We start from the raw sequence: 19635 nt of genomic DNA on the forward strand, positions 1-19635 counted from the left end.
GTAAGCAGAGGCACAGGCGAAAAAAGATGTTATAATGGGAGCGCTGTGAAATGTTTTGGTGGAAAGAAGGAATAACAATTGGGTTTTCAAAATGACAAAGCGGTCGTTGTTTTTAGTGGGGGACAGGACAGTACTACTTGTTTGTTCTGGGCACTGGAACAATTTGAAGAGGTCATTGCCGTAACTTTTTCTTACGGACAACGGCACGATCAGGAAATAGAAGTAGCAAAGCGAATTGCTGAGGATATAAATGTTGAGCACCATGTACTGGATATGGGGCTTTTAAGTCAGCTGGCACCGAACGCGCTGACTCGCGACGATATTGAAGTAGAGGCGGGAGAAGACGGGGAGCTTCCTTCTACGTTTGTAGAGGGCAGGAATCTGTTGTTCTTTTCGTTTGCGACGATTCTTGCTTCGCAGAAAAAGGCAAAACACATTGTGACAGGCGTATGTGAGACAGATTACAGCGGATACCCGGACTGCCGGGATGTATTTGTGAAATCATTGAATGTGTCGCTAAATCTGGCTATTGGAAAAGAGTTTGTGCTGCATACACCTTTGATGTGGCTCGATAAAAAAGAAACCTGGGGGCTTGCCGACCAGCTCGGGAGGCTTGAATACGTAAAGAATGAAACGCTCACCTGCTATCATGGCATACCGGGGGACGGCTGCGGGGAATGCCCGGCCTGTCAACTGCGCCGTGCAGGCTACGAGCAATATATGGAACAAAAAGAAAGGAAAGAATTATGATTTATTCGTATTATCCACAGTGGCCGCACAACTACCGGTACGAATTAAACAAGGATATGCATTTAAGTGCGGCACACTATATTCCTTCTGAAGAAGCGGGAAAGTGCCGCCGGGTGCATGGACACACCTATACAATTAACGTGACAGTTGCCGGTGATGAATTGAACCGGAACGGGTTTTTAATTGATTTTACCGTTTTAAAAAAATGGATCCATAAACGATATGACCATACTCTGTTGAATGATCACCCGGAGTTTGCCAGTGAAGAAACCGAGGCTGCTTATCCGACAACGGAAGTAGTCGCGCAGGTGATCTGGAAAACAGTACAGCAGAAGCTCGATGAAACGTCGAATAAACCTAAATGCCTGCAGGTGCTCGTTAGGGAGACTCCGACAAGCTATGCGGTGTTCCGGCCCAAAGAGGAGGACTTTGCCTAAATGAAACCAACACCTGTACTGGAAATATTCGGTCCGACGATCCAGGGCGAAGGCATGGTTATCGGGCGAAAAACGATGTTTGTACGCACCGGCGGCTGTGACTACCGGTGCTCCTGGTGTGATTCCGCCTTTACATGGGATGGATCACAAAAGGCTGTAGCGATGAGTGCGGAAGCCATTTATGAAAAATTAAAAGAAGCCGGCGGCAGAAGCTTTAACCATGTCACTATTTCCGGAGGCAATCCGGCTATGCACCCCGGTCTCGGGGAACTTGTAGCGCTTTTGCAGGAACACGGTATCGAGACAGCGATTGAAACACAGGGCTCGATCTGGAATGACTGGGTGAAGGAAATCGATGAGGTAACAGTTTCCCCGAAGCCGCCGAGTTCGCTGATGAAAACGGATTGGACCAGGCTGGATTATTATATGAAAGAACTGTGTTCGCGCAGAGAAAAAGAAGTCAGTCTGAAGGTAGTCGTTTTTGATGAAAGCGATCTGAATTACGCGATAGAAGTACATGAGCGTTATCCCGCTGTAACAATGTATCTGCAGGTGGGAAATGACGATACTGTAACGCCGCAGGTAGAGAAACTGAGAGATCATCTGCTTGCTAAATACGAATGGCTTACAGAAAAAGTTCTGCAGGAGGAGCGTTTGAACGGAGTGCGGGTGCTGCCGCAGCTGCATACGCTTCTTTGGGGAAACAAACAGGGAGTATAAGGAGGAAAAGAACATGCCGGAAAGAGACGATATTGAGCAGTTAGATCAGCTGGGAAGTGAAAAAACGACGTATACATTTGAATATGACCCTTTTCTGCTTGAAGCATTTGAAAACACCCACCCGTACCGGGATTATTTTGTGAAATTTAATTGTCCGGAATTTACCACCCTCTGCCCGAAAACGGGGCAGCCGGATTTTGGCACGCTGTATATCAGCTACATTCCGGACGAAAAAATGGTGGAAAGCAAATCGCTGAAATTGTATTTGTTCAGCTTCCGAAATCACGGTGGCTTTCATGAAGATTCGATTAATACAATCGTAAACGACCTGGTAGAGCTGATGGACCCCCGTTATCTGGAGATATGGGGTAAATTTACTCCGCGCGGCGGTATTTCGATTGATCCATTTGTAAACTACGGCAGAGCCGGAACTAAATACGAGCAGCTTGCAGAAAACCGGCTGTTTCAGCATGATTTGTATCCTGAGCCGGTAGACAACCGCTAAGCCTTTCCCGACAAGGGAGAGGCTTTTTCTATAGGGAAAAGGAGAAGAGCGGTAAAGGTTTGAAGTAAATAAGAAGAGGGGTAGAGAAATAAGTAATTGTGAAAATTTGTGAAAACAGGAGGAAGAGGGACGATGGGGAATCAAACAGCGGGAAATAAAGTGGTGGAAATACTTAAGGAATGGGGCGTTAGCCATCTGTATGGCATGCCGGGAGATTCCATCAATGAATTGATGGAAGAATTACGGAAGGATGAAGACGGTCTGAAGTATATCCAGATTCGTCATGAAGAGACGGGAGCCCTTGCCGCTGCCGCCTATGCGAAGCTGACAGGGAGGCTGGGCGTTTGTTCTTCGATTGCCGGACCTGGAGGAGTTCACTTATTAAACGGCCTGTATGATGCGAAAAGAGATAAAGTGCCGGTACTTGCTTTGGTCGGACAGGTTGATACGTCCATCATCGGCACAGACAATTTTCAGGAAATCCAGCTGAACCAGATGTTTGCTGATGTCAGTGTATTTAATGAAAGTGTCCAGAGTGCCGCGCAGCTCCCGGACATGCTGCATCAGGCGATACGTGCTGCCTACACAGAAAAAGGAGTAGCTGTGCTCGTGATCCCGGATGATGTTTCGGCTGAAGAAATAAAACGTGAAGCCCCGATATCTTCTGGCGTGTTTGCGAGGCCGAAGATCCGCCCGGAGAAGGAAGATATGGTGGAGGCTGCGAGGCTGCTGCACGGGGCGCAGAAGCCAGTGATTCTGGCGGGGAAAGGGGCCAGGCACAGCACTGATGAGCTGCTGGCGTTTGCTGAACATATTCAGGCACCAGTAGCATCTACGCTTCTTGCAAAGGGCGTTGTTCCGGATGAGCATGAGCACAGTCTTGGACAGAATGGCCAGATTGGCACAACGCCGTCATACGAAGCGGTGCAGGAGGCCGATTTGTTAATACTGGCCGGCACTTCCTTTCCTTATCGTGATTTCATGCCAAAAAATACTAAAGCAATTCAAATTGATATTGACCCCAGAGTGATAGGGAAATACTATCCTGTAACGGTAGGTTTAGTCTCTGAACTCGGACCTGTGCTTCAGTGGTATACAGAAAATCTCGAACGCCGGGAGCCTTCTGCCTTTATGCAGAAATATAAAGAAAAAAGAAAAGAGTGGTGGAACGAGCTCGAAAAAGATATGACAGAAGAAACAGACAGGCTGCAGCCGCCGCAGGTGATTCATGAAGTACAGCAGTTTTTGGAGGAAGACGCTGTAGTCTCTGTCGATGTTGGAAATGTCACCGTATGGGCTGCTCGTTATTTAAAGCTGAAAAGACAGGAGTTTGTAATATCAGGGTGGATGGCTACGATGGGGTGCGCCCTTCCCGGTGCGATTGCCGCCAAAGCGGCCTGGCCTGAAAAGCAGACAGTCATGCTTGCCGGGGATGGTGGTTTTGCCATGGGGATGCAGGATTTTGCCACTGCCGTAAAGTATCAGCTTCCAATGATTTGTGTCGTATTTAATAACGAAAAAATTGGAATGATTGAATACGAGCAGCAGCAGATGGGCCATCTGGATACGGAAACAGACATCAGCGGTATTGATTTTGCGGGATTCGCCAAAGCTTGCGGCGGTGAAGGATACAGGGTCAGAACAAAAACCGAACTGCATGAGGCGCTGCAAAAAGCAGTGCTTGCTACCAGACCCGTAGTTATTGACTGCGTCGTGGATATGCAGCCGCCGCTTCCCGGCCGGATTTCTTACCAGCAGGCGGTGCATTACAGCGAATTTATTATTAAAAATGTTTTTGAGCGTGGAGAAATTTCGCTGCCGCCTTTGAAAAAAGGATGGAAACGAATAAAAAAATAAAAGAAAAACCAGCTGATTTTATTCATCAGCTGGTTTTTGCATTGATTGATACTGCATACTTGATGCACCTTTGATCCGGGCTTCCAGACGGATATTATCGAGTTTGCCGTGAAGCAGTTCATACCGGATTTTTCCGGATTCATACAGCTTGTCGGAACGGGCTTTTGCTTTCCCTTTCACCCGTGCAGGCGTCTGCTGGACAGCTCCTGCTCCAGAAGATACTTTGCGGCGGTATTCTTTCCCGCTTTTCGGAGCGGTGAGCAGACTGGTAAGCACTGACACAGCATAGCCAGCAGCAACTCCCGACCAGAGGCTTTTTTTATGCATTTCCTGTATTCTCCTCTTTCCAGTCCTTAATGGCCTGGCGCTTCTGGTACATATAGTATCCTAAAGCAAGGCTGCCGTAAAGACCGCCAAGAGCCTGCTCATTCACTTTGCCTTTGCCTTCGGTGGAACTCTTTTTCATGCCTGCTGTCATATCAACAAGGCTTGAAGTGAGCTTTCTGGAAGCTTCCCCGGCGTCGCCAACAATGTAAAACAGCGGACTCAACGAGTGGAGCTTTTCATTTACATCCAGAATCGTCTCGTTGCTGTTATGTAAAATCAGCTCCGATTGATTCATTACCTGGTCGAGTTGCTCAGGCAGTTTGTCTACTGTTTCGTTCACCCCATTTAATGTTTTAGTGAGGTTGCTTAAGACACGTGCCAAGAAAATAACTAATACTGCAAAAGCTACCGCGATGATTAGTAGAGCTATGCCGCCAATCATACCCATGATTCACCATTCCTCCTTACAATAAATGCGATTAATCCTACAGCCTAATAAATGGTACCATGATTCATGGCAGAGCACCAGGGCGTGCGGACCATATAATAGTGTCTAACTCTCTCGTACCCTGCTTTTCAGAGCCCTAAACAGATTCTATTATAAATTTCCGGAAAGAAGCCGGGGTTTGGAGAAATTAAAGAGAGGGCTTCTGGAGAAAATCCTGTTTTTGTATGCACATAATATGGGAAAAGAAACGTAACAAAAATGATGAGGAGGAAAAAATATGCCATGGACGATGAATGACTACCCTTCATCCCTAAAAAACCTGGACAAGCCGGTAAAGAAAAAAGCAATTGATATAGCCAATTCGATGCTCGACGATGGATACGATGAAGGCCGTGCAATTCCAATTGCAACCGAACAGGCAAAAGAATGGTACAGCAATGCTTCTAAAGAAGAAGTGACGGAATTCATGGAGGAGGAAGATCCTAAGTCCCGTGATGATAAAGAAAGTGGTTCGGATCCGGAACTGATGGAAAAAGCAGAGCTGGTAGAAGCACATGAAGACGGATGGGCTGTGCGGGCAAAAAGTGCGAAAAAACCGGATATTGTCTATGACAGCAAATCAGAAGCTATCGAACGTGCAAAAGAAGTGGCAGAAAAGAAAGGAACAGAAGCCATTATTTACAAAAAAGATGGGACAGTAGAAAAAAGGCATTCCTATTAAATAAAAGAGGGAGCAGCTGTATATTAGGCAGCTGCTCTTTTCAATGTATAAAGGAGGGATCCTTTTTATTTTTTTCTTTCATGAAAGCAATCAGCTCTACTGAAGGCACCGGCCGGCTGAAATAATATCCCTGGACGTAAGAGGTGCTGTACTGCTGCACAAATTCCAGCTGCGCGGCATTTTCCACTCCTTCCGTAACGACATCGAGATCAAGCTCTTCAATGAGGCGGTAAATGCCAGTTAAAAGCGTTGTATCAAAGGTCGTGGAAGGAATATGGCGTACAAAGCTGCGGTCGAGCTTTACCAGATTGATAGGAAGGTCGCGGAGGGAATGCAGTGAAGAGCTTCCCACCCCAAAATCATCGAGCGCAACTTTCACTCCGCGCTGCTGCAGCTGTGTAATAAAATCAATAGTCATTTGAGGATCATAATCGATATTGTCCTCTGTAATTTCCGCCCGCAGAAGATGAGGCGGAAAGCCTGTTTCTGCCAGCGCGCTATCAAGGGAGTCCATAAGATAATCAAGCGATTGAATCTGTATTTTAGACACATTAAAAGACAATTTGATGGAAGGGAAGCCGGAGTCTCTCCACTTTTGGGCTTCCTTAAGCGAAGAATGAATCACCCACGAGCCGACTTTGTGAATATCTCCTGTTTCTTCTAAAAGCGGTATGAACGTGGCGGGGGAAATGCTTCCGTAAACCGGATGTTTCCAGCGAAGAAGAGCTTCAGCCCCGTCCACATTCTCGCATTCCGGCTCCATAATCGGTTGGAATTCCAGATAGAATTCTTCTTTTTCGAGAGCAAACATAATGTCGTTTCTTATTGCCAGAGAAAATTGATAATCATCATTAAGAGACAACTCATCATAAAAGACAATTCTGCTGTCTTTATTCTTTTTAGCCTCGTACATAGCGGTGTCGGCATGCTTTAAAAGAACGTCAAAGCTTTCCCCATCGTCAGGAAAAGAGCTCACCCCGGCACTGGCTGAAATAAACGTAGCTTTATCGTCAAAATAGTATTGTTTATTAAGAAAAGTCACGGCCTCTTCGAGTACGCCAGCGAGGTGTTCTCTGCTTTCGGCTGCTGTAACTACAACAAATTCGTCTCCCCCGAGGCGGGCGGTGATTGAATCAGGACCGGTAAACATGCTGTTTAACCTGGCGGCAGCCTGTCGGATTAATTCATCACCTGCCCTGTGCCCCCAGCTGTCGTTAACTCGTTTAAACCCATCAAGGTCAAAAAATAGAACGAATGTGTTATTTTTATGGTTTTCAAGAAACCCTGGAAAAGCTTCCTGCACATAATGACGGTTATGCAGAGAGGTGAGGTGGTCTGTATATGCCATATGTGTAACTTCAAGGTGAGCGTATTCCGAACGCTCAAGCATATTGTTCATAGATTCCTCCAGCTCTTTTAATTCCCTGGCCGGCCGGTGTTTTAAAGAAACCCTGTGGGAAAGCAGATGATGGAGACGAATATGCTTCAACTGCTCTGATAAAGAAGTAATCGGTCTTTCTACAAGGAATTTAAACTGCGAGTATGTCAGTGCGAAATAGGCGAGCAGCAGAGCAAGCATGAAAAAAACCATTGTATTCACGGTATCGGAAAGTTCGGAGGAGTATATCCGGTCTTTCATTACCCCCAGCTGGAAAGCAGAACGGCCATCTGCGTTTTCAGCTGTCCAGGTGCCTTCGATAGTGTCCGCATCTTCAGAAGTAATGGCCGTACCGGACGGTCCATTTCCTGGCCGCAGAGTGATCGGGAAGGAGAACAAGTCACCCACAGTATCTATATATCTGTCGTCAACTGTTTTTCCCATAACTAAATAACCATTAAAGTCTCCAGTCCCGTCGCTCGGCAGAATATGCTGAATAGAAAAATAATGGGCGCCGGAGCCGCTTCCAGTCAGAAAAGTCCGCTCTTCCCCGGACTTCTGCAATTCTTTCTGTACTCCAGAGAGGAGCGAACGGCTTATATCTCCTTCTTCCTGGCTGTGCAGATCCACTTTTTTTTCGTAGACGGCTTCAAGCTCTTTATTAACGAACAGAATGATGTTTACGCCGTTGTTAATAAATGTATCATTCTGCAGATTTGTATGTATGTACTCTTCATGCTGGTCTGTCATAAACTGAAAAGAATCGTCCCAGGTGGCCCAGTCTTCATTTAAAGCGTGCATGGAAGTAATGTCCTGTTCAACAGCTGCCTGGACCTGTCCAACATCCTCAAGGGCATTGTGCCGGTCAAAGCTATCGGCGTCCGCCATCAGCATCGGGTAAAAAATAAAAGCCATGACTGCGAGAAAAACGGCGATGCTGATAAGAGCATGAGCCTTGCCGTAAGATCCTATTCTCATTTCTTATCAACTCCTCCGCAGCTGATTGACTGCTCATTATTATATAAGTATCTCTGTTACATATATAATGACACAAAAGGCTGTATAAAGATATGTATTATTTGTGACTTTAGTCTTACAAAAAGACAGCTGCCGGAATTTCACCCGGCAGCTGTCTATATACAAATTATTGAAAAGAAAATCCGCGAGTTACTGGACGTCTTCGGCTAGTCGTTCTACTTCCTTCGCAGCGTTGAAATCTTTTTCGGTGACGCCGCCCTGGTCTACAGTGGTAAAAGAAATAGTAATCTGGGTATGATCAATGGTAATTTTGGGATGGTGCTGCACATTTTCTGCATGCGCTGCCACCTCTTTAACAAACTCAATACCATCCAGATAATTAGAAAATTTATACTCCCGTACAATGGCCTTGTCCCCGTCATTATTCCATTTTGGCAGATTGCTAAGCTCGTTTTGAATTTCTTCTGCAGACATGATCATTGTTCCACGTTCCTTTCCTTATTGATGATTTTTTTTCTCCCGCCTCAAAGGGAGAGTAGTACACCTGAAAGAGCCCCCGGATTTTATAATTTCATCGTAGGACACTTCATGAACTATAAAACCGTATTCCCGTAATTGTTTGTTAACATGCATATTTTCCGGCAGTGAGATGACATGGCGGCGCCCGAGAGAGAATACATTAGTCCCCAGCCGGCTCTGTTCCTCCTCAGGTACAGAAATAATATTAAAATACTGCTTGACTGCTCCCAGACTCTCCGTGTCAAAGGCTGCTTCATAGGCAATAGCAGTAGCACTGTCCAAAATATTAAATATACAGTCCAGATGCAGATGGCGGTTATCGAAATGTACCGGTATAATCTGCTTATCAGGACACGCTTTCTGAAGTTCGTCCAGGCCTTCTTTAGATGTCCGGGAGCTTTGCCCGACAAAAAGAAGCTTCTCTGAAAGCATAACGTCCCCGCCTTCGATGGTGCCGCTTTTTAAATGTGTACACGGGCCGTAACGCTGTTCATACCAGTCCGCTAAAGCCGTGGTTTCTGCCGAACGAATAGAAGTACCCATATTTGATAAAAACAATTGATCATCAATCACAAACCCAATGTCCCGGGTGAAGATCTGTTCGGGGAGAGAAGCGGAGGCAGGCAGAAAATGTACAGAAGCGCCGAATTCCTGAATGACAGCTGTAAGCTGTTTATGCTGAAACACTGCTTTTTCTATATCGATATTGGCGGAAGCGTGCTGCTTCTGCATTTCATTTATTACTTCTTTGATAGCCATATGCCTGGGCTCGCACATGATAACATCGGCTAAAACAGAATATTCATCTTCAACATACGCAGTAATAGTGTTGGTCAAAAGAACCCGCTCCTTTTCTCTTTAAGCATACATTATACCAGACAAAACGACGGGAATTATGTATGCTTAACGGAAAGAAAAGAAAAGTTTTAAAAAAATTGTTGAGAAGAATTGACAAAAGGAATAAAATGAAGGGTAGTATAATTATGAAAAATCCTTACATATCAAGGGTTTTCGAGATAGATCGTCAGCGGGGCCGGAAATCAGCCGCTGGTTGTTTACAGAAAGAGAGGCACGAAGTATGTTTAAACGAATATTAATAGCCAACCGCGGCGAGATCGCAGTTCGCATTATAAGAGCCTGCCGGGAGCTTGGGATTGAAACTGTAGCCGTATATTCTGAAGCGGATAAGGATGCCCTCCATGTCCACATGGCAGACGAAGCTTACTGTGTGGGACCGTATGCTTCCTCAGAAAGCTACTTGAAAATGACTAATTTAATTTCCACTGCTTTAAAAACAGGAGCTGAAGCGATCCACCCGGGATACGGTTTTTTAGCAGAGAACGCTGAATTTGCCGAAATCTGTGCAGACCACGATATTACGTTTATCGGCCCTTCTCCGGAAGCTATCCGCCGGATGGGAACGAAGGACGTGGCAAGAGAAACAATGAGGGATGCAGGAGTACCGGTTGTGCCGGGAAGCAATGGATTGCTCGATGAAAATACGGATGTTCATGCACTTGCAGAAGAGATCGGTTATCCAGTGATGATCAAGGCTACTGCCGGCGGCGGCGGAAAAGGAATGCGGGCAGCTCATGCCGCTGAAGACCTGGACAAATGCATCCAGATGGCCCGTCAGGAAGCAGAGAGCTCCTTTGGTGACGCCGGAGTTTACATGGAGAAGCTGGTTGTGGAGCCAAGGCATATTGAAATTCAGGTTATGGCAGACAGTCATGGAAACGTTATCCATTTAGGAGAAAGAGACTGTTCGATCCAAAGACGCCACCAAAAGCTTGTAGAAGAAGCGCCTTCACCTGCTCTCGATGAAGAAACGAGAAAAGCAATGGGGGAAGCCGCCGTTCAGGCTGCAAAAGCAGTTGATTACTGCGGAGCGGGCACAGTGGAATTCCTTTTGGATGCCCATAAAAAGTTTTATTTTATGGAGATGAATACGAGAATTCAAGTGGAGCACCCCGTGACAGAGGAAGTGACCGGTGTTGATTTAATCAAAGAACAAATTTATGCAGCAGCCGGCCATGAACTGCAGGTGAAGCAGGATGAAATTGAAATTGAGGGATGGGCGATGGAATGCAGAATCAATGCAGAAAGTCCGGCAAAAAATTTCAGGCCTTCTCCTGGGAAACTTGAACTTTATCTGCCTCCAGGCGGATTGGGTGTACGGGTGGACAGTGCGATGTATACAGGGTTCAAAATTTCTCCCTACTACGATTCAATGGTAGCCAAGCTGATCGTCCGCGGGAAAAACAGAGAAGAAGTGATCGCCCGGATGAAGCGGGCGCTGCTTGAATTCGTCGTAGACGGAGTGGATACGACGATCCCGTTTCACCTGAAGCTTTTAAACCATGAAGATTTTATTTCCGGAAACTTTACTACAAACTTTTTGGACACCCATTCTATTATGGAAGAAGAAAGCAGTGTCTAGCATATAGGAAGGCGGAAGGATCGATGGCGACCAGATCGACAAAAAAGCGGATTACGGATGCAGCGTTGGAGCTGTTTGAAGAATTTGGCTTCCATGCGGTCACCGTCGATCGCATTGTGAAACAAAGCCATACATCCAAAGGCGGTTTTTATCATAACTTCACGTCCAAAGAAGAACTTTTGTACACCATTCATGAATCATTCATTACCTATGTGCTTACAAAGGCAGACGAAGTGCAGTCCAGATATGACACACCGGCCGAGCGGTTATATGAGGTAATACGCTCGTTTGTCCGTATGTTTGAAGTGTACCGTCCGCATGTAACAGTGTTTTATCAGGAAGGAAAGCACTTGTCTTCAGATTATTTCAAGCGGCTCGAAGCCAAACGGGATGAATACAAGAACACGATGTTTCAATTGGTCGAAAACGGTATTGAAGAAGGAGAGTTCCGAAAGGAGCTCCCAGTGCCAATTACGTCGATGGCGATATTTGGAATGATGAACTGGACATACAAGTGGTACAAATCAAGCGGCCTGTACTCACTTCAGGATATCGCGAACATATTTGGCGATCTCGTGATGAATGCGGTCCTTACCGAAGAAGCCAGAAAACAGCAAAAGTACCAGCGTTTTTTCTTGAATTCAACGCATGTGTAAGTGTTTATTTTTGAGAGGAGAGAACCCTAATGTATTCCATTGAAGAAATCAAAGAGCTCATTCAGGCAGTGGACGAGTCCTCCGTTGGAGAGCTCGAGATCCGCAACGATATGAAAGAAAAGGTTACTATACGTAAAGAAGCAGCGATGCGTCCTGTGGCACAGCAGAGCGTCCAGCCGGCGCCGCAGCCAGCAGCCCAGCCGGCGCCGCAGCAGTCTGAAATGAAAAAGGAAGAAACGCCGGAAGACAACAGGGAAAAGGAAGCGGAGTCCAATTATTATGAAATTACATCACCGATGGTAGGCACGTTTTACCGCTCACCTTCACCGGAAGCAGGAGCTTATGTGGAAAAAGGAGCGGCGATTAAGCCGAACACCATCGTCTGCATCGTAGAGGCAATGAAGTTAATGAACGAGCTTGAAGCAGAGGTCACTGGAGAAATAGCAGAGATCTTAGTAGAAGACGGAGAGTTAGTAGAATACGGGCAGCCTCTTTTCCGGGTGAACCCTTCATAAATAATATGCTCCGGGACTGAGAAGCCCCGGAGCATATTTGTATCTGTTCAGGAAAAAGAAGCACCGATAAACATCAGAAGGACACTGCTGAAGCTGAGAACAAAAGGAACGTTTGCCATAAAGGAAAACCGTTGGTGCCAGAGGACGAACAGCTGGTCGAGCGTAAAAAACAGAACAGCAGCGAAAATGCCCATGAGTGCGATGTTCCAGTGCTGGGAAAAAACATAAACAAAAGCTCCGCCAATCATGTGCAGAACGAGGGAGACTTCGGGGATGCGCCTGAAGAAAAGGTTGGTGATCCAGTCTGAACAGATCGAAAGAATAGTGCCGTAAACAATAATTGGTACGAGGGAAAAAAAGCCATAGATCGTATAGCTGTGCATTAAATCAGCCAGAGTACTGCCGCCGTTTGTCGTAAAGGGGAGGACAAAAGCCATAACAAACAAAAAGAGCGCCCAGACAGCCAGTGAGGTATGCAGTTTATTCATCAACGATCCCCCCTGAGGTATTTAAGTTTGTATTACCGCTTTCATATAGAACTAAACCCGTATATATGATTGAAGGGAAAAGCTTCTGTTTCTGATGGGAAGGGAGGATATGGTACGATAGGAAAGGAATTTTTAACGAAGGTACAAAGAAAGGATTAGACAATGATTTGGACAATAACTCCCTGGGTTTTTTATGTCATCTGCGCCATTGTTACACTAGTAATAGGAGGAGTGACAGCGTATGCGCTGCACCGGGCTGGCGCTAACCGGTCAAAGCGGATAGAGCGGCTGCTCTCCCCGTTACTGGCTGTTTTTATGGTGGGATTATTTTTTTATTTGAGCTTCAGCTTTGCCGACCGCCTGCAGCCGGGGGAACAATTAATAACCTCAGACAGCCTTGAAGAAGCTCAGGAAACAAAAGCAATTATTCCCCTGGGTTCTTACGCGGTACTCGATAACGTGTATGCTTTTGGATATTATAAAAACGACCAGTGGGAGGGCAGTGATGTTCTCGTCCGTGTCCAGGTAACTGATGAAGAGGCATTTCTGGAATCGTACGAGCCTTATATAGCTGGAAATGGCCTGTTTTTTAACCATTCCCGCGTAGAGTTTGAAGAAGCATACGAGCAGGAATGGCGGGCACCCGCCCAGGAGGCCGAAAGCCGTCTGCTGAACGGGGAGAGCCTTGAGCTTGACGGAGTAACGATTGAAGCTGAGCATACAGAATAGTGTTCAAGGAGGAAAATAATCATGCGGATCGCAGCAGTAGAACAAAACGGCCATTCTTTTCTTGCCGGGTACGATGAAGAATTTGATGTGTATGTTGATTTAGAAATTGGCGAAGACGGGGATTTGAGAAAATGGCTCGAAGAAACCGTTAACGGAAAAGCACTGCTTGTAGAGCGGTGGAAGGACTATACAGAAAGCCGTCACCAATTCAAGACACATGCTGCCGAAAGTGTAAACGTGCTCCCGCCGGTTAACCGGGAAGGCCAGAACATTATCTGCATCGGAAAAAATTACGCTGATCACGCTGCTGAAATGGGGGCACAAAATGCTCCGGAGGCACCGCTGGTGTTTACAAAATCTTCTTCGTCATTAATCGCACACGGCGAAATGATAGAGCTGGACCAATCTTTCACAGAAGCTCTGGATTATGAAGGGGAAATAGCTGTCGTCATTGGAAAAGCGGGACGGCAGATTTCAAAAGAAAATGCAATGGATTATGTATTTGGGTACACCTTGTTCAACGATATCACTGCCCGGGACGTACAAAAACGGCACCAGCAGTTCTTCCTTGGAAAAAGCGGGGACACGTATGGTCCAATCGGCCCGTATGTTACCGTCGGCCCCTCCGGCCAGCCGTCAGACTGGAAACTCGAAACTTACGTAAATGGAGAAAAAAGACAGTCGGGCAGTATGTCGGATCTTATCTTTAATATTGAAGAGCTGATCGAACAGTTATCCAGGGGTATGACGCTCCGCCCGGGTGATGTTATTGCCACGGGTACGCCGGCTGGTGTCGGCTCAGGGTTCAATCCTCCTAAGTATTTAAAAGACGGGGATGCTGTAGACGTTCATGTGAAGGCGATTGGTACGCTCTCCAATAAAGTAAAAAAATTATAGCCTATGCAATGCCTGAACCATACTGCGCCTGCAGAAGTAAAAAGAGCGGGGCAGCGTGCAGAAACTGTTTAACGTCGATGCCAAGCCGGTCTGTCACTTTGTCGAGGCGGTATTTCAGCGTATTCCTGTGCAGGTGGAGCCTTTTGGCGGTGGCGCTGCTGTTTAAGTTTTCGAGGAAGAAAGTATAAAGAGTGTGCATTAATTCTTCATCCTGTTCAAGACCGCTTAGAGCATAATGGAAAAGTTCTTTTTTAGAGAACCGGGTACTTTCAACCATATGAATGCAGGGCAGCGCTTCAAATGGGGCAAAAGAGCGTCTGGAAGGCTGCTGCTCCTGAAGAAATGAAAACATCTCCTGTTCCTGCTGATAAATTAAACGAATATTTTCACTGCGGTAGACCTTTCTTCCGCAATAAACAGAAGCATCAACCATCGTGTCTCCCATCAGCAGGGTTGATAATTCCTGAGCCTCGAATACTTCCTCCTCGTCTGAGTCATCATCCGGGATAACAGCAAGAAGCTTTTCATCCCCGAGGACGGTAAGAATGACAGAGCGCTGGTAATATTCAAGAAGAGTATCGTAAATATCATTTTTCCAGCGGTAAAGGCTGGAGCCTTCAAGAAATAAAAAACGAAACGGACTGGGGATATGCTCAGGAAGCGTATCACTTTTTGCCTGAAGATAGGCCGCCCAGGGAGAGTCTTCCCGGCTCCCGGGGGATACGGGCGTGAGCACAGTTTCGAGCAGCTGCTTTTCCCGGATCGAGAGTGAATGAATGGGAATAGCCAATTGTGCACCATCCGGAAGCCTGTAATAAAGGTGTTGTTCGGGCTGGATGATTTCCTTCCATTGCTCCTGGGGCACTGCTTCTGGAAATAGCGAAATAATATCATTTTGCAAGCTGACCGCCTCCTATTCTTACATTATTGTATCAGACACGCATTATTCTAAGGTATAAGACTTTTAACGAATTGGCGCCAGGGTGATAGAATGAACCAGAAAGCTAAAATAGAAAGGATGAACGACATTGGCTTACGATTTAGAAGGAATCCGCCAGTTGGATGTAGACGAACTGAAAGAACAATATAATAACGGTAAAAAAACACCGATCATGATTGATATAAGAGAGCCGGGCGAATATGAAGAACGTCATATACCGGGTGTGCCTCTTCTTCCGATGAATCAGGTCCCTGAAGTGATCGATCAGTTTAAAAAAGATGAATCATACGTTTTTATCTGCCGAAGCGGTTCAAGAAGCCAGCATACGGCCCAGTATTTTCAGGACAATGGCATTGAAAATGTTTATAATTTTGCCGGTGGGATGCTCGCCTGGGATGAAGAAACGAATTCCGGCATGGAAAATCCGTTAAAGGACGTAAACGATTTATATAAAAAATAATCGCGAAGAAAGCTGCAGAGTAATTTCTGCAGCTTTTTTAATATAACAGCTATCATAATTTTCACTGAAAAAGCTGAATGTGTCTTCTTTTCTATAAAGATGAAGGGTTTAGTATTAATTGATTTGGGAAATAGCAAAAAAGAGCATTGAATACAGTTGATTGAGACAGGAGGCGTATGTATGCAGAAAAATAGTATTTTATGGACCGTATTGACAGCACTGATTGTTGGCGCAGCCGTTTATTTCCTTAAAGACGGAGAAACAAGAGCGCAGGTGAAAGATGTATCAAAACGAACAGCGGCTAAAGTAGGCGGCAAAACGAAAGAAGAAGAAGATAAAGAATTGAATGAAACTGTAGGTAACCCGAACCCTCAGGATTTTGAAGACAACAAAATGGTTTCTGAAGGTGCTCAATACTCTGTCCTTCATTACGAAGAAGCAGAGGAAAAAGAGGAAGAACCCCTCCGGACAGCAAAGGAAAAAGATGAAAAATAGGCAACGGAAAGACAGCTGTCGAAGTGCTTAATGCACGCAGCTGTCTTTTTATGTTCCTAAAGATGATTGAAGGAAATGGAAGGCTTCGGTCTTTTCAATAATTGCTTTACTGGGGTACAATATTCAGAGTGTACTACTATAACGGCTGTAAAGGATGGACTGGCATGATTACTATCGAAAAGCAAATGATCGCAGATATTCCCAGCCTGCATATTTCTAAACAGGCAGATAAACATCATCCGCAGCCGACGGTTTTATTCTGGCATGGCCTTGGCAGCAGTAAAGAGCAGAATCTTTCCTTCGCCTATTATTTGGCAGAAAGAGGGCTGCGGGTAGTGCTTCCGGATGCTCTTCATCACGGAGAACGTGAAGGCGATATGGACGCCGGCAGTAGAACCTATGCCTTTTGGGATATTGTCATGCAGGCGGTGGAGGAAACTGAAGCTCTGCTGAATGAAATGACTACATATGAATGGATTGACAGCGGCCGGGTGTATGTTTCCGGTACTTCTATGGGAGGAATCATTTCATGCGGAGCGCTCAAGTCCTTCGAGTGGATTCAGGGAGGCATGATCATGATGGGGTCGCCATCCTGGAAAGCAATGGCTGAAGAACAGATACGTTCATTAAAGAAAACGTCTGACTGGGAGCTCTCGGCACGTGAGGAGCAGGATTTGTTAGACAAACTGGCCACGTATGATCTTTCCCTTGATCCCGCTAAAGTGGAAGCAAAACCTATCTTTTTTTGGCATGGAAAAGAAGATGACGTTGTCCCTTATGAATTATCGTATCGCTTTTATGAACGTCTTCCGGATAGAACTTCAGCGGGGCAGGCCTATTATCTGCAGCAGGAAGCGGGTCATAAAGTAACGAGAGAAGGGATGATCGCAGCCTCAGAATGGGCCGCCTCCCGTATTTAAAGTAAACGTGCAGTAGAAAGGAGGACAACTATGCTTACAAGCCATTCATCTATCGTATCGGAAGTCATACGTGTCCTGGTTATCGTATTCGGGGCTTTGATTATGGCAGTCGGCCTGAACTTGTTTTTGGAGCCGGCAAATGTATTTGCGAGTGGAGCTACGGGGATTGCGCAGATTATTGCAGGCTTTCTTCCGCTTTCCACCGGCGTACTTTTGTTTCTGATCAATATACCGATTGCTATGCTCGGCTGGTTTAAAGTAGGACGGCTGTTTACGTTTTACAGCTTTTTGCACGTAGCGCTGACAACGTTTTTTCTTGATCTTATACCTATTACGGAACTTTCGGGAGACATTTTATTAAACAGTGTCTTTGGCGGGGCAATTACAGCTGCAGGAGCTGCCGTAGCCTTGAAGTGGGGGGCTTCTGCGGGCGGCCTGGATATTGTGGCCCTGGTGCTGGCACGTATGGGAGACCGTCCGGTCGGTACGTATTTCATGCTGCTGAACGGGGTCATCGTTATAGCAGCCGGCTTTCTGTACAACTGGGAAAGCTCTTTATACACCCTGGTAACACTGTATGTCGGATCAAGAGTCATAGATACTATTCACACACGACACGTAAAGCTTACAGCTTTAATCGTAACGAAAAACCCGGACGAGATGCGGGATGCCATTCATCAAAATCTGACCAGGGGGATCACACGGATCCCTGCCCGGGGAGGATTTGATGCAAGCGAAAAAGAAATATTAATGACAGTGATCACACGGTACGAAATGTACACGCTTCAGCAGGTGGTGCAGGAAGCAGATCCGGAGGCATTCACAAACATCATTAACACGACAACGGTGTTCGGGCTGTTCCGTAAAGACGACTAATCAAAATAAAAGTCGGGAAGTGAGAGAGATGGCCGTAAAAAAGTGGTTAGCTGCAGTACTGGTATGTTTCTGTATGCTCCCTGCCGCTGCGTGCGGCAGCGAACAGACTGCTGAAGAGCCTTCCGCCGGAAGTCAGGAAGCCTCAATGTCAAAAAATGATTGGGAGCTTGCCGGCACTCTGGACACTGAAAGCAATGCCTGGCATTTGGAATTTGAAAATACGGGCAGCGGAGAAATGAAGCTGGATTTCCCGGATGGCCAGGAAATAGAAGTTATTATTAAAGAAGAGGGCGTATCCGAACCAGTTTATATTTATTCGGAGGGAAAGGTGTTTACGCAGGCGGAGAAATCTGTGGAGATCAATGCAGGAAACGTACGAAGGTGGGACGGAGAGCTTGATGCAGATCTTCTCGACCCTGAAAAGTCGTATCAGGCAGAATTCCGGATCCTTGCTGAAAATCTGGATACCCCGGCTCTGGAAACATCCGACACCCCGTAAGAGCAGGAGCTGGCAAAGCTCCTGCTTTTTAGTATCAATAAATAAAAAAAGCAGCAAGAGACAGCAGACCGATAGTACCGCAAATGATAGCAGTGAACCTTCCGCCTATAAAAGCAATCAAAAAGGCAATGCAGAGACCGAGCATGCCGAACCAGGCATCAGGAGGGGAACGCAGGGCTCCCGGAAGCAGAAGAGCTCCGAGCGCTGCATACGGAATGAGCTGGAGTGCCTGCTGCACGGAAACGGACAGCCGGTTAATATTTAATGAAAAGAAAGGGACCACTCTCGTTACGTATGTAATAACGCCCATTCCAATGATTAAAAGAAGCATGTTCATGGCCGATCCCCCTTTTTCTGCTCAAAGGAACTGACATATACGACAATAATGACTGAGGCTGTCATTGCAGCTGGAATAGCCCATCCTGAAGAAAGCCAGATCCCAAGAAACGTGTTGATAGCTGCGCTTAAGCCAGCGGTGTAAAGGGCCATCCGGTATTTTAAAATTGCGGGAAACAATAGTGCGGCAAACAGGGCATATAAAGCAAAATCCATGCTGATCTGCAGATAACCGGGGAAGAAGGCGCCAAAATAATATCCGGCACATGAAAAAGCAACCCAGCTGATATATGCTGCCAAAAAGACTCCAATACCGAAAAATACGGTTGTTTTATTCCTTCTGGAAGAGATCAACGCAAAGACTTCGTCTGTTAATCCAAATGCTAAAACCGCCTGTTTCCATTTAGAGTCTGAGAAAAGAGATTGTTTGGCAGAAGCGCTCATTAATAAATGCCGGATATTTATGAGAAACGTGGAAATCCAAATACTGTATAAACCAGCCCCGGCAGTAATCAGCCCAATAGCCATATACTGGGCGGCACCGGAAAAAATGATAATACTCATAAGTGCTGTTTCAAATATGGACAGACCGCTGTTGGCACCAAGCAGACCAAACCCCAAAGCAGCAGGTACATAACCGGCGGCGATAGGAAGACCCTGCGTAAGGCCGTTGGCCCAGGAGTGTTCTAATGCAGCTGTATTACTCATAAGGACCTCCTCTCTATTTAATTATATTGTACATTT

Annotated in this window: 25 protein-coding genes; 16 read left to right on the forward strand and 9 right to left on the reverse strand. The window is 46.0% G+C overall.

Annotated features, from left to right (window positions below; translation table 11 throughout):
• Positions 1-78: 78 nt before the first annotated feature.
• The 5 genes from queC (at position 79) to ACTRXI_RS08500 (ending at position 4269) form a co-directional block, all read left to right on the forward strand.
• Positions 79-750, forward strand: a complete 672-nt coding sequence (queC, locus tag ACTRXI_RS08480; RefSeq protein WP_474262001.1) for a 7-cyano-7-deazaguanine synthase QueC — start codon at positions 79-81, stop codon at positions 748-750.
• On the forward strand, positions 747-1187 hold the full coding sequence (gene queD / locus ACTRXI_RS08485) for a 6-carboxytetrahydropterin synthase QueD (protein WP_462865486.1): 441 nt from the start codon (positions 747-749) through the stop codon (positions 1185-1187). Before queC ends, queD begins: the two co-directional genes overlap by 4 nt.
• Positions 1188-1907: a 7-carboxy-7-deazaguanine synthase QueE gene (gene queE, locus ACTRXI_RS08490; protein WP_474262002.1), complete on the forward strand. Its 720-nt coding sequence runs from the start codon at positions 1188-1190 to the stop codon at positions 1905-1907.
• A gap of 13 nt (positions 1908-1920) precedes the next feature.
• A complete protein-coding gene (gene queF / locus ACTRXI_RS08495) occupies positions 1921-2412 on the forward strand; it encodes a preQ(1) synthase (protein ID WP_474262003.1) in 492 nt (163 codons plus the stop codon).
• Positions 2413-2544: 132 nt separating this feature from the next.
• Positions 2545-4269, forward strand: a complete 1725-nt coding sequence (locus ACTRXI_RS08500) for a pyruvate oxidase (RefSeq protein ID WP_474262004.1) — start codon at positions 2545-2547, stop codon at positions 4267-4269.
• Positions 4270-4287: 18 nt separating this feature from the next.
• On the opposite strand, the gene ACTRXI_RS08505 is transcribed toward ACTRXI_RS08500, so the two are convergent.
• Positions 4288-4596 carry a YtxH domain-containing protein gene (locus ACTRXI_RS08505; RefSeq protein WP_322526456.1) on the reverse strand — a complete coding sequence of 103 codons (309 nt, stop codon included), beginning with the start codon at positions 4594-4596 and terminating at the stop codon, positions 4288-4290.
• Positions 4589-5044 (reverse strand): DUF948 domain-containing protein, encoded by a 456-nt coding sequence (locus ACTRXI_RS08510; RefSeq protein ID WP_474262005.1) that lies wholly within the window; start codon positions 5042-5044, stop codon positions 4589-4591. The genes ACTRXI_RS08505 and ACTRXI_RS08510 overlap by 8 nt, the downstream gene beginning before the upstream one ends.
• Before the next feature lie 277 nt (positions 5045-5321).
• Here ACTRXI_RS08510 and ACTRXI_RS08515 point away from each other — a divergent pair, with 277 nt between their 5' ends.
• The gene (locus ACTRXI_RS08515) at positions 5322-5765 is read left to right on the forward strand and encodes a DUF2188 domain-containing protein (protein WP_474262006.1); all 444 of its coding nucleotides are present in this window, start codon (positions 5322-5324) and stop codon (positions 5763-5765) included.
• 40 nt (positions 5766-5805) lie between these two features.
• On the opposite strand, the gene ACTRXI_RS08520 is transcribed toward ACTRXI_RS08515, so the two are convergent.
• The 3 genes from ACTRXI_RS08520 to ACTRXI_RS08530 form a co-directional block, all read right to left on the reverse strand.
• Positions 5806-8121 carry a bifunctional diguanylate cyclase/phosphodiesterase gene (locus ACTRXI_RS08520; protein WP_474262007.1) on the reverse strand — a complete coding sequence of 772 codons (2316 nt, stop codon included), beginning with the start codon at positions 8119-8121 and terminating at the stop codon, positions 5806-5808.
• A gap of 189 nt (positions 8122-8310) precedes the next feature.
• Positions 8311-8601 (reverse strand): 4a-hydroxytetrahydrobiopterin dehydratase, encoded by a 291-nt coding sequence (locus ACTRXI_RS08525; RefSeq protein ID WP_474262008.1) that lies wholly within the window; start codon positions 8599-8601, stop codon positions 8311-8313.
• 18 nt (positions 8602-8619) lie between these two features.
• Entirely contained in the window at positions 8620-9477 is an 858-nt protein-coding gene (locus ACTRXI_RS08530) for a dimethylarginine dimethylaminohydrolase family protein (RefSeq protein ID WP_474262009.1), read from the reverse strand.
• Positions 9478-9718: 241 nt separating this feature from the next.
• Between ACTRXI_RS08530 and accC the strand changes: the two genes are divergently transcribed.
• Genes accC through accB form a run of 3 tightly spaced genes read left to right on the forward strand, consistent with a single transcriptional unit; the run spans position 9719 to position 12251 of the window.
• Positions 9719-11080, forward strand: coding sequence for an acetyl-CoA carboxylase biotin carboxylase subunit (gene accC / locus ACTRXI_RS08535; RefSeq protein WP_474262010.1), 1362 nt, complete (start codon positions 9719-9721; stop codon positions 11078-11080).
• Between the two features lie 23 nt (positions 11081-11103).
• Positions 11104-11736, forward strand: coding sequence for a TetR/AcrR family transcriptional regulator (locus tag ACTRXI_RS08540; protein ID WP_474262011.1), 633 nt, complete (start codon positions 11104-11106; stop codon positions 11734-11736).
• Between the two features lie 29 nt (positions 11737-11765).
• On the forward strand, positions 11766-12251 hold the full coding sequence (gene accB, locus ACTRXI_RS08545) for an acetyl-CoA carboxylase biotin carboxyl carrier protein (RefSeq protein ID WP_474262012.1): 486 nt from the start codon (positions 11766-11768) through the stop codon (positions 12249-12251).
• Positions 12252-12298: 47 nt separating this feature from the next.
• On the opposite strand, the gene ACTRXI_RS08550 is transcribed toward accB, so the two are convergent.
• A complete protein-coding gene (locus ACTRXI_RS08550) occupies positions 12299-12739 on the reverse strand; it encodes a hypothetical protein (RefSeq protein WP_474262013.1) in 441 nt (146 codons plus the stop codon).
• Between the two features lie 162 nt (positions 12740-12901).
• Here ACTRXI_RS08550 and ACTRXI_RS08555 point away from each other — a divergent pair, with 162 nt between their 5' ends.
• Together ACTRXI_RS08555 and ACTRXI_RS08560 are read left to right on the forward strand one after the other, a co-directional pair.
• Complete coding sequence (locus ACTRXI_RS08555) at positions 12902-13468, forward strand: hypothetical protein (protein ID WP_474262014.1); 567 nt, start codon at positions 12902-12904, stop codon at positions 13466-13468.
• Positions 13469-13489: 21 nt separating this feature from the next.
• Complete coding sequence (locus ACTRXI_RS08560) at positions 13490-14365, forward strand: fumarylacetoacetate hydrolase family protein (protein ID WP_474262015.1); 876 nt, start codon at positions 13490-13492, stop codon at positions 14363-14365.
• A gap of 1 nt (position 14366) precedes the next feature.
• Here ACTRXI_RS08560 and ACTRXI_RS08565 read toward each other — a convergent pair whose 3' ends face one another.
• Positions 14367-15266, reverse strand: coding sequence for a PucR family transcriptional regulator (locus tag ACTRXI_RS08565; protein ID WP_474262016.1), 900 nt, complete (start codon positions 15264-15266; stop codon positions 14367-14369).
• Between the two features lie 127 nt (positions 15267-15393).
• On the opposite strand from ACTRXI_RS08565, the gene ACTRXI_RS08570 reads away from it, so the two are divergent.
• From ACTRXI_RS08570 to ACTRXI_RS08590, 5 genes are all read left to right on the forward strand, one after another.
• Positions 15394-15765 (forward strand): rhodanese-like domain-containing protein, encoded by a 372-nt coding sequence (locus tag ACTRXI_RS08570; RefSeq protein WP_474262017.1) that lies wholly within the window; start codon positions 15394-15396, stop codon positions 15763-15765.
• A gap of 180 nt (positions 15766-15945) precedes the next feature.
• The gene (locus ACTRXI_RS08575; RefSeq protein ID WP_022793220.1) at positions 15946-16260 is read left to right on the forward strand and encodes a hypothetical protein; all 315 of its coding nucleotides are present in this window, start codon (positions 15946-15948) and stop codon (positions 16258-16260) included.
• Between the two features lie 164 nt (positions 16261-16424).
• Positions 16425-17180: an alpha/beta fold hydrolase gene (locus ACTRXI_RS08580; RefSeq protein WP_474262018.1), complete on the forward strand. Its 756-nt coding sequence runs from the start codon at positions 16425-16427 to the stop codon at positions 17178-17180.
• 30 nt (positions 17181-17210) lie between these two features.
• Complete coding sequence (locus ACTRXI_RS08585) at positions 17211-18056, forward strand: YitT family protein (protein WP_322526440.1); 846 nt, start codon at positions 17211-17213, stop codon at positions 18054-18056.
• Between the two features lie 28 nt (positions 18057-18084).
• Positions 18085-18555, forward strand: coding sequence for a BsuPI-related putative proteinase inhibitor (locus tag ACTRXI_RS08590; protein WP_474262019.1), 471 nt, complete (start codon positions 18085-18087; stop codon positions 18553-18555).
• Between the two features lie 34 nt (positions 18556-18589).
• Here ACTRXI_RS08590 and ACTRXI_RS08595 read toward each other — a convergent pair whose 3' ends face one another.
• Complete coding sequence (locus ACTRXI_RS08595; RefSeq protein WP_474262020.1) at positions 18590-18892, reverse strand: AzlD domain-containing protein; 303 nt, start codon at positions 18890-18892, stop codon at positions 18590-18592.
• Positions 18889-19599, reverse strand: coding sequence for an AzlC family ABC transporter permease (locus tag ACTRXI_RS08600; RefSeq protein WP_474262021.1), 711 nt, complete (start codon positions 19597-19599; stop codon positions 18889-18891). The genes ACTRXI_RS08595 and ACTRXI_RS08600 overlap by 4 nt, the downstream gene beginning before the upstream one ends.
• Positions 19600-19635: the final 36 nt, after the last annotated feature.

Source organism: Marinococcus sp. LNHM4E3-1, from assembly GCF_056034405.1.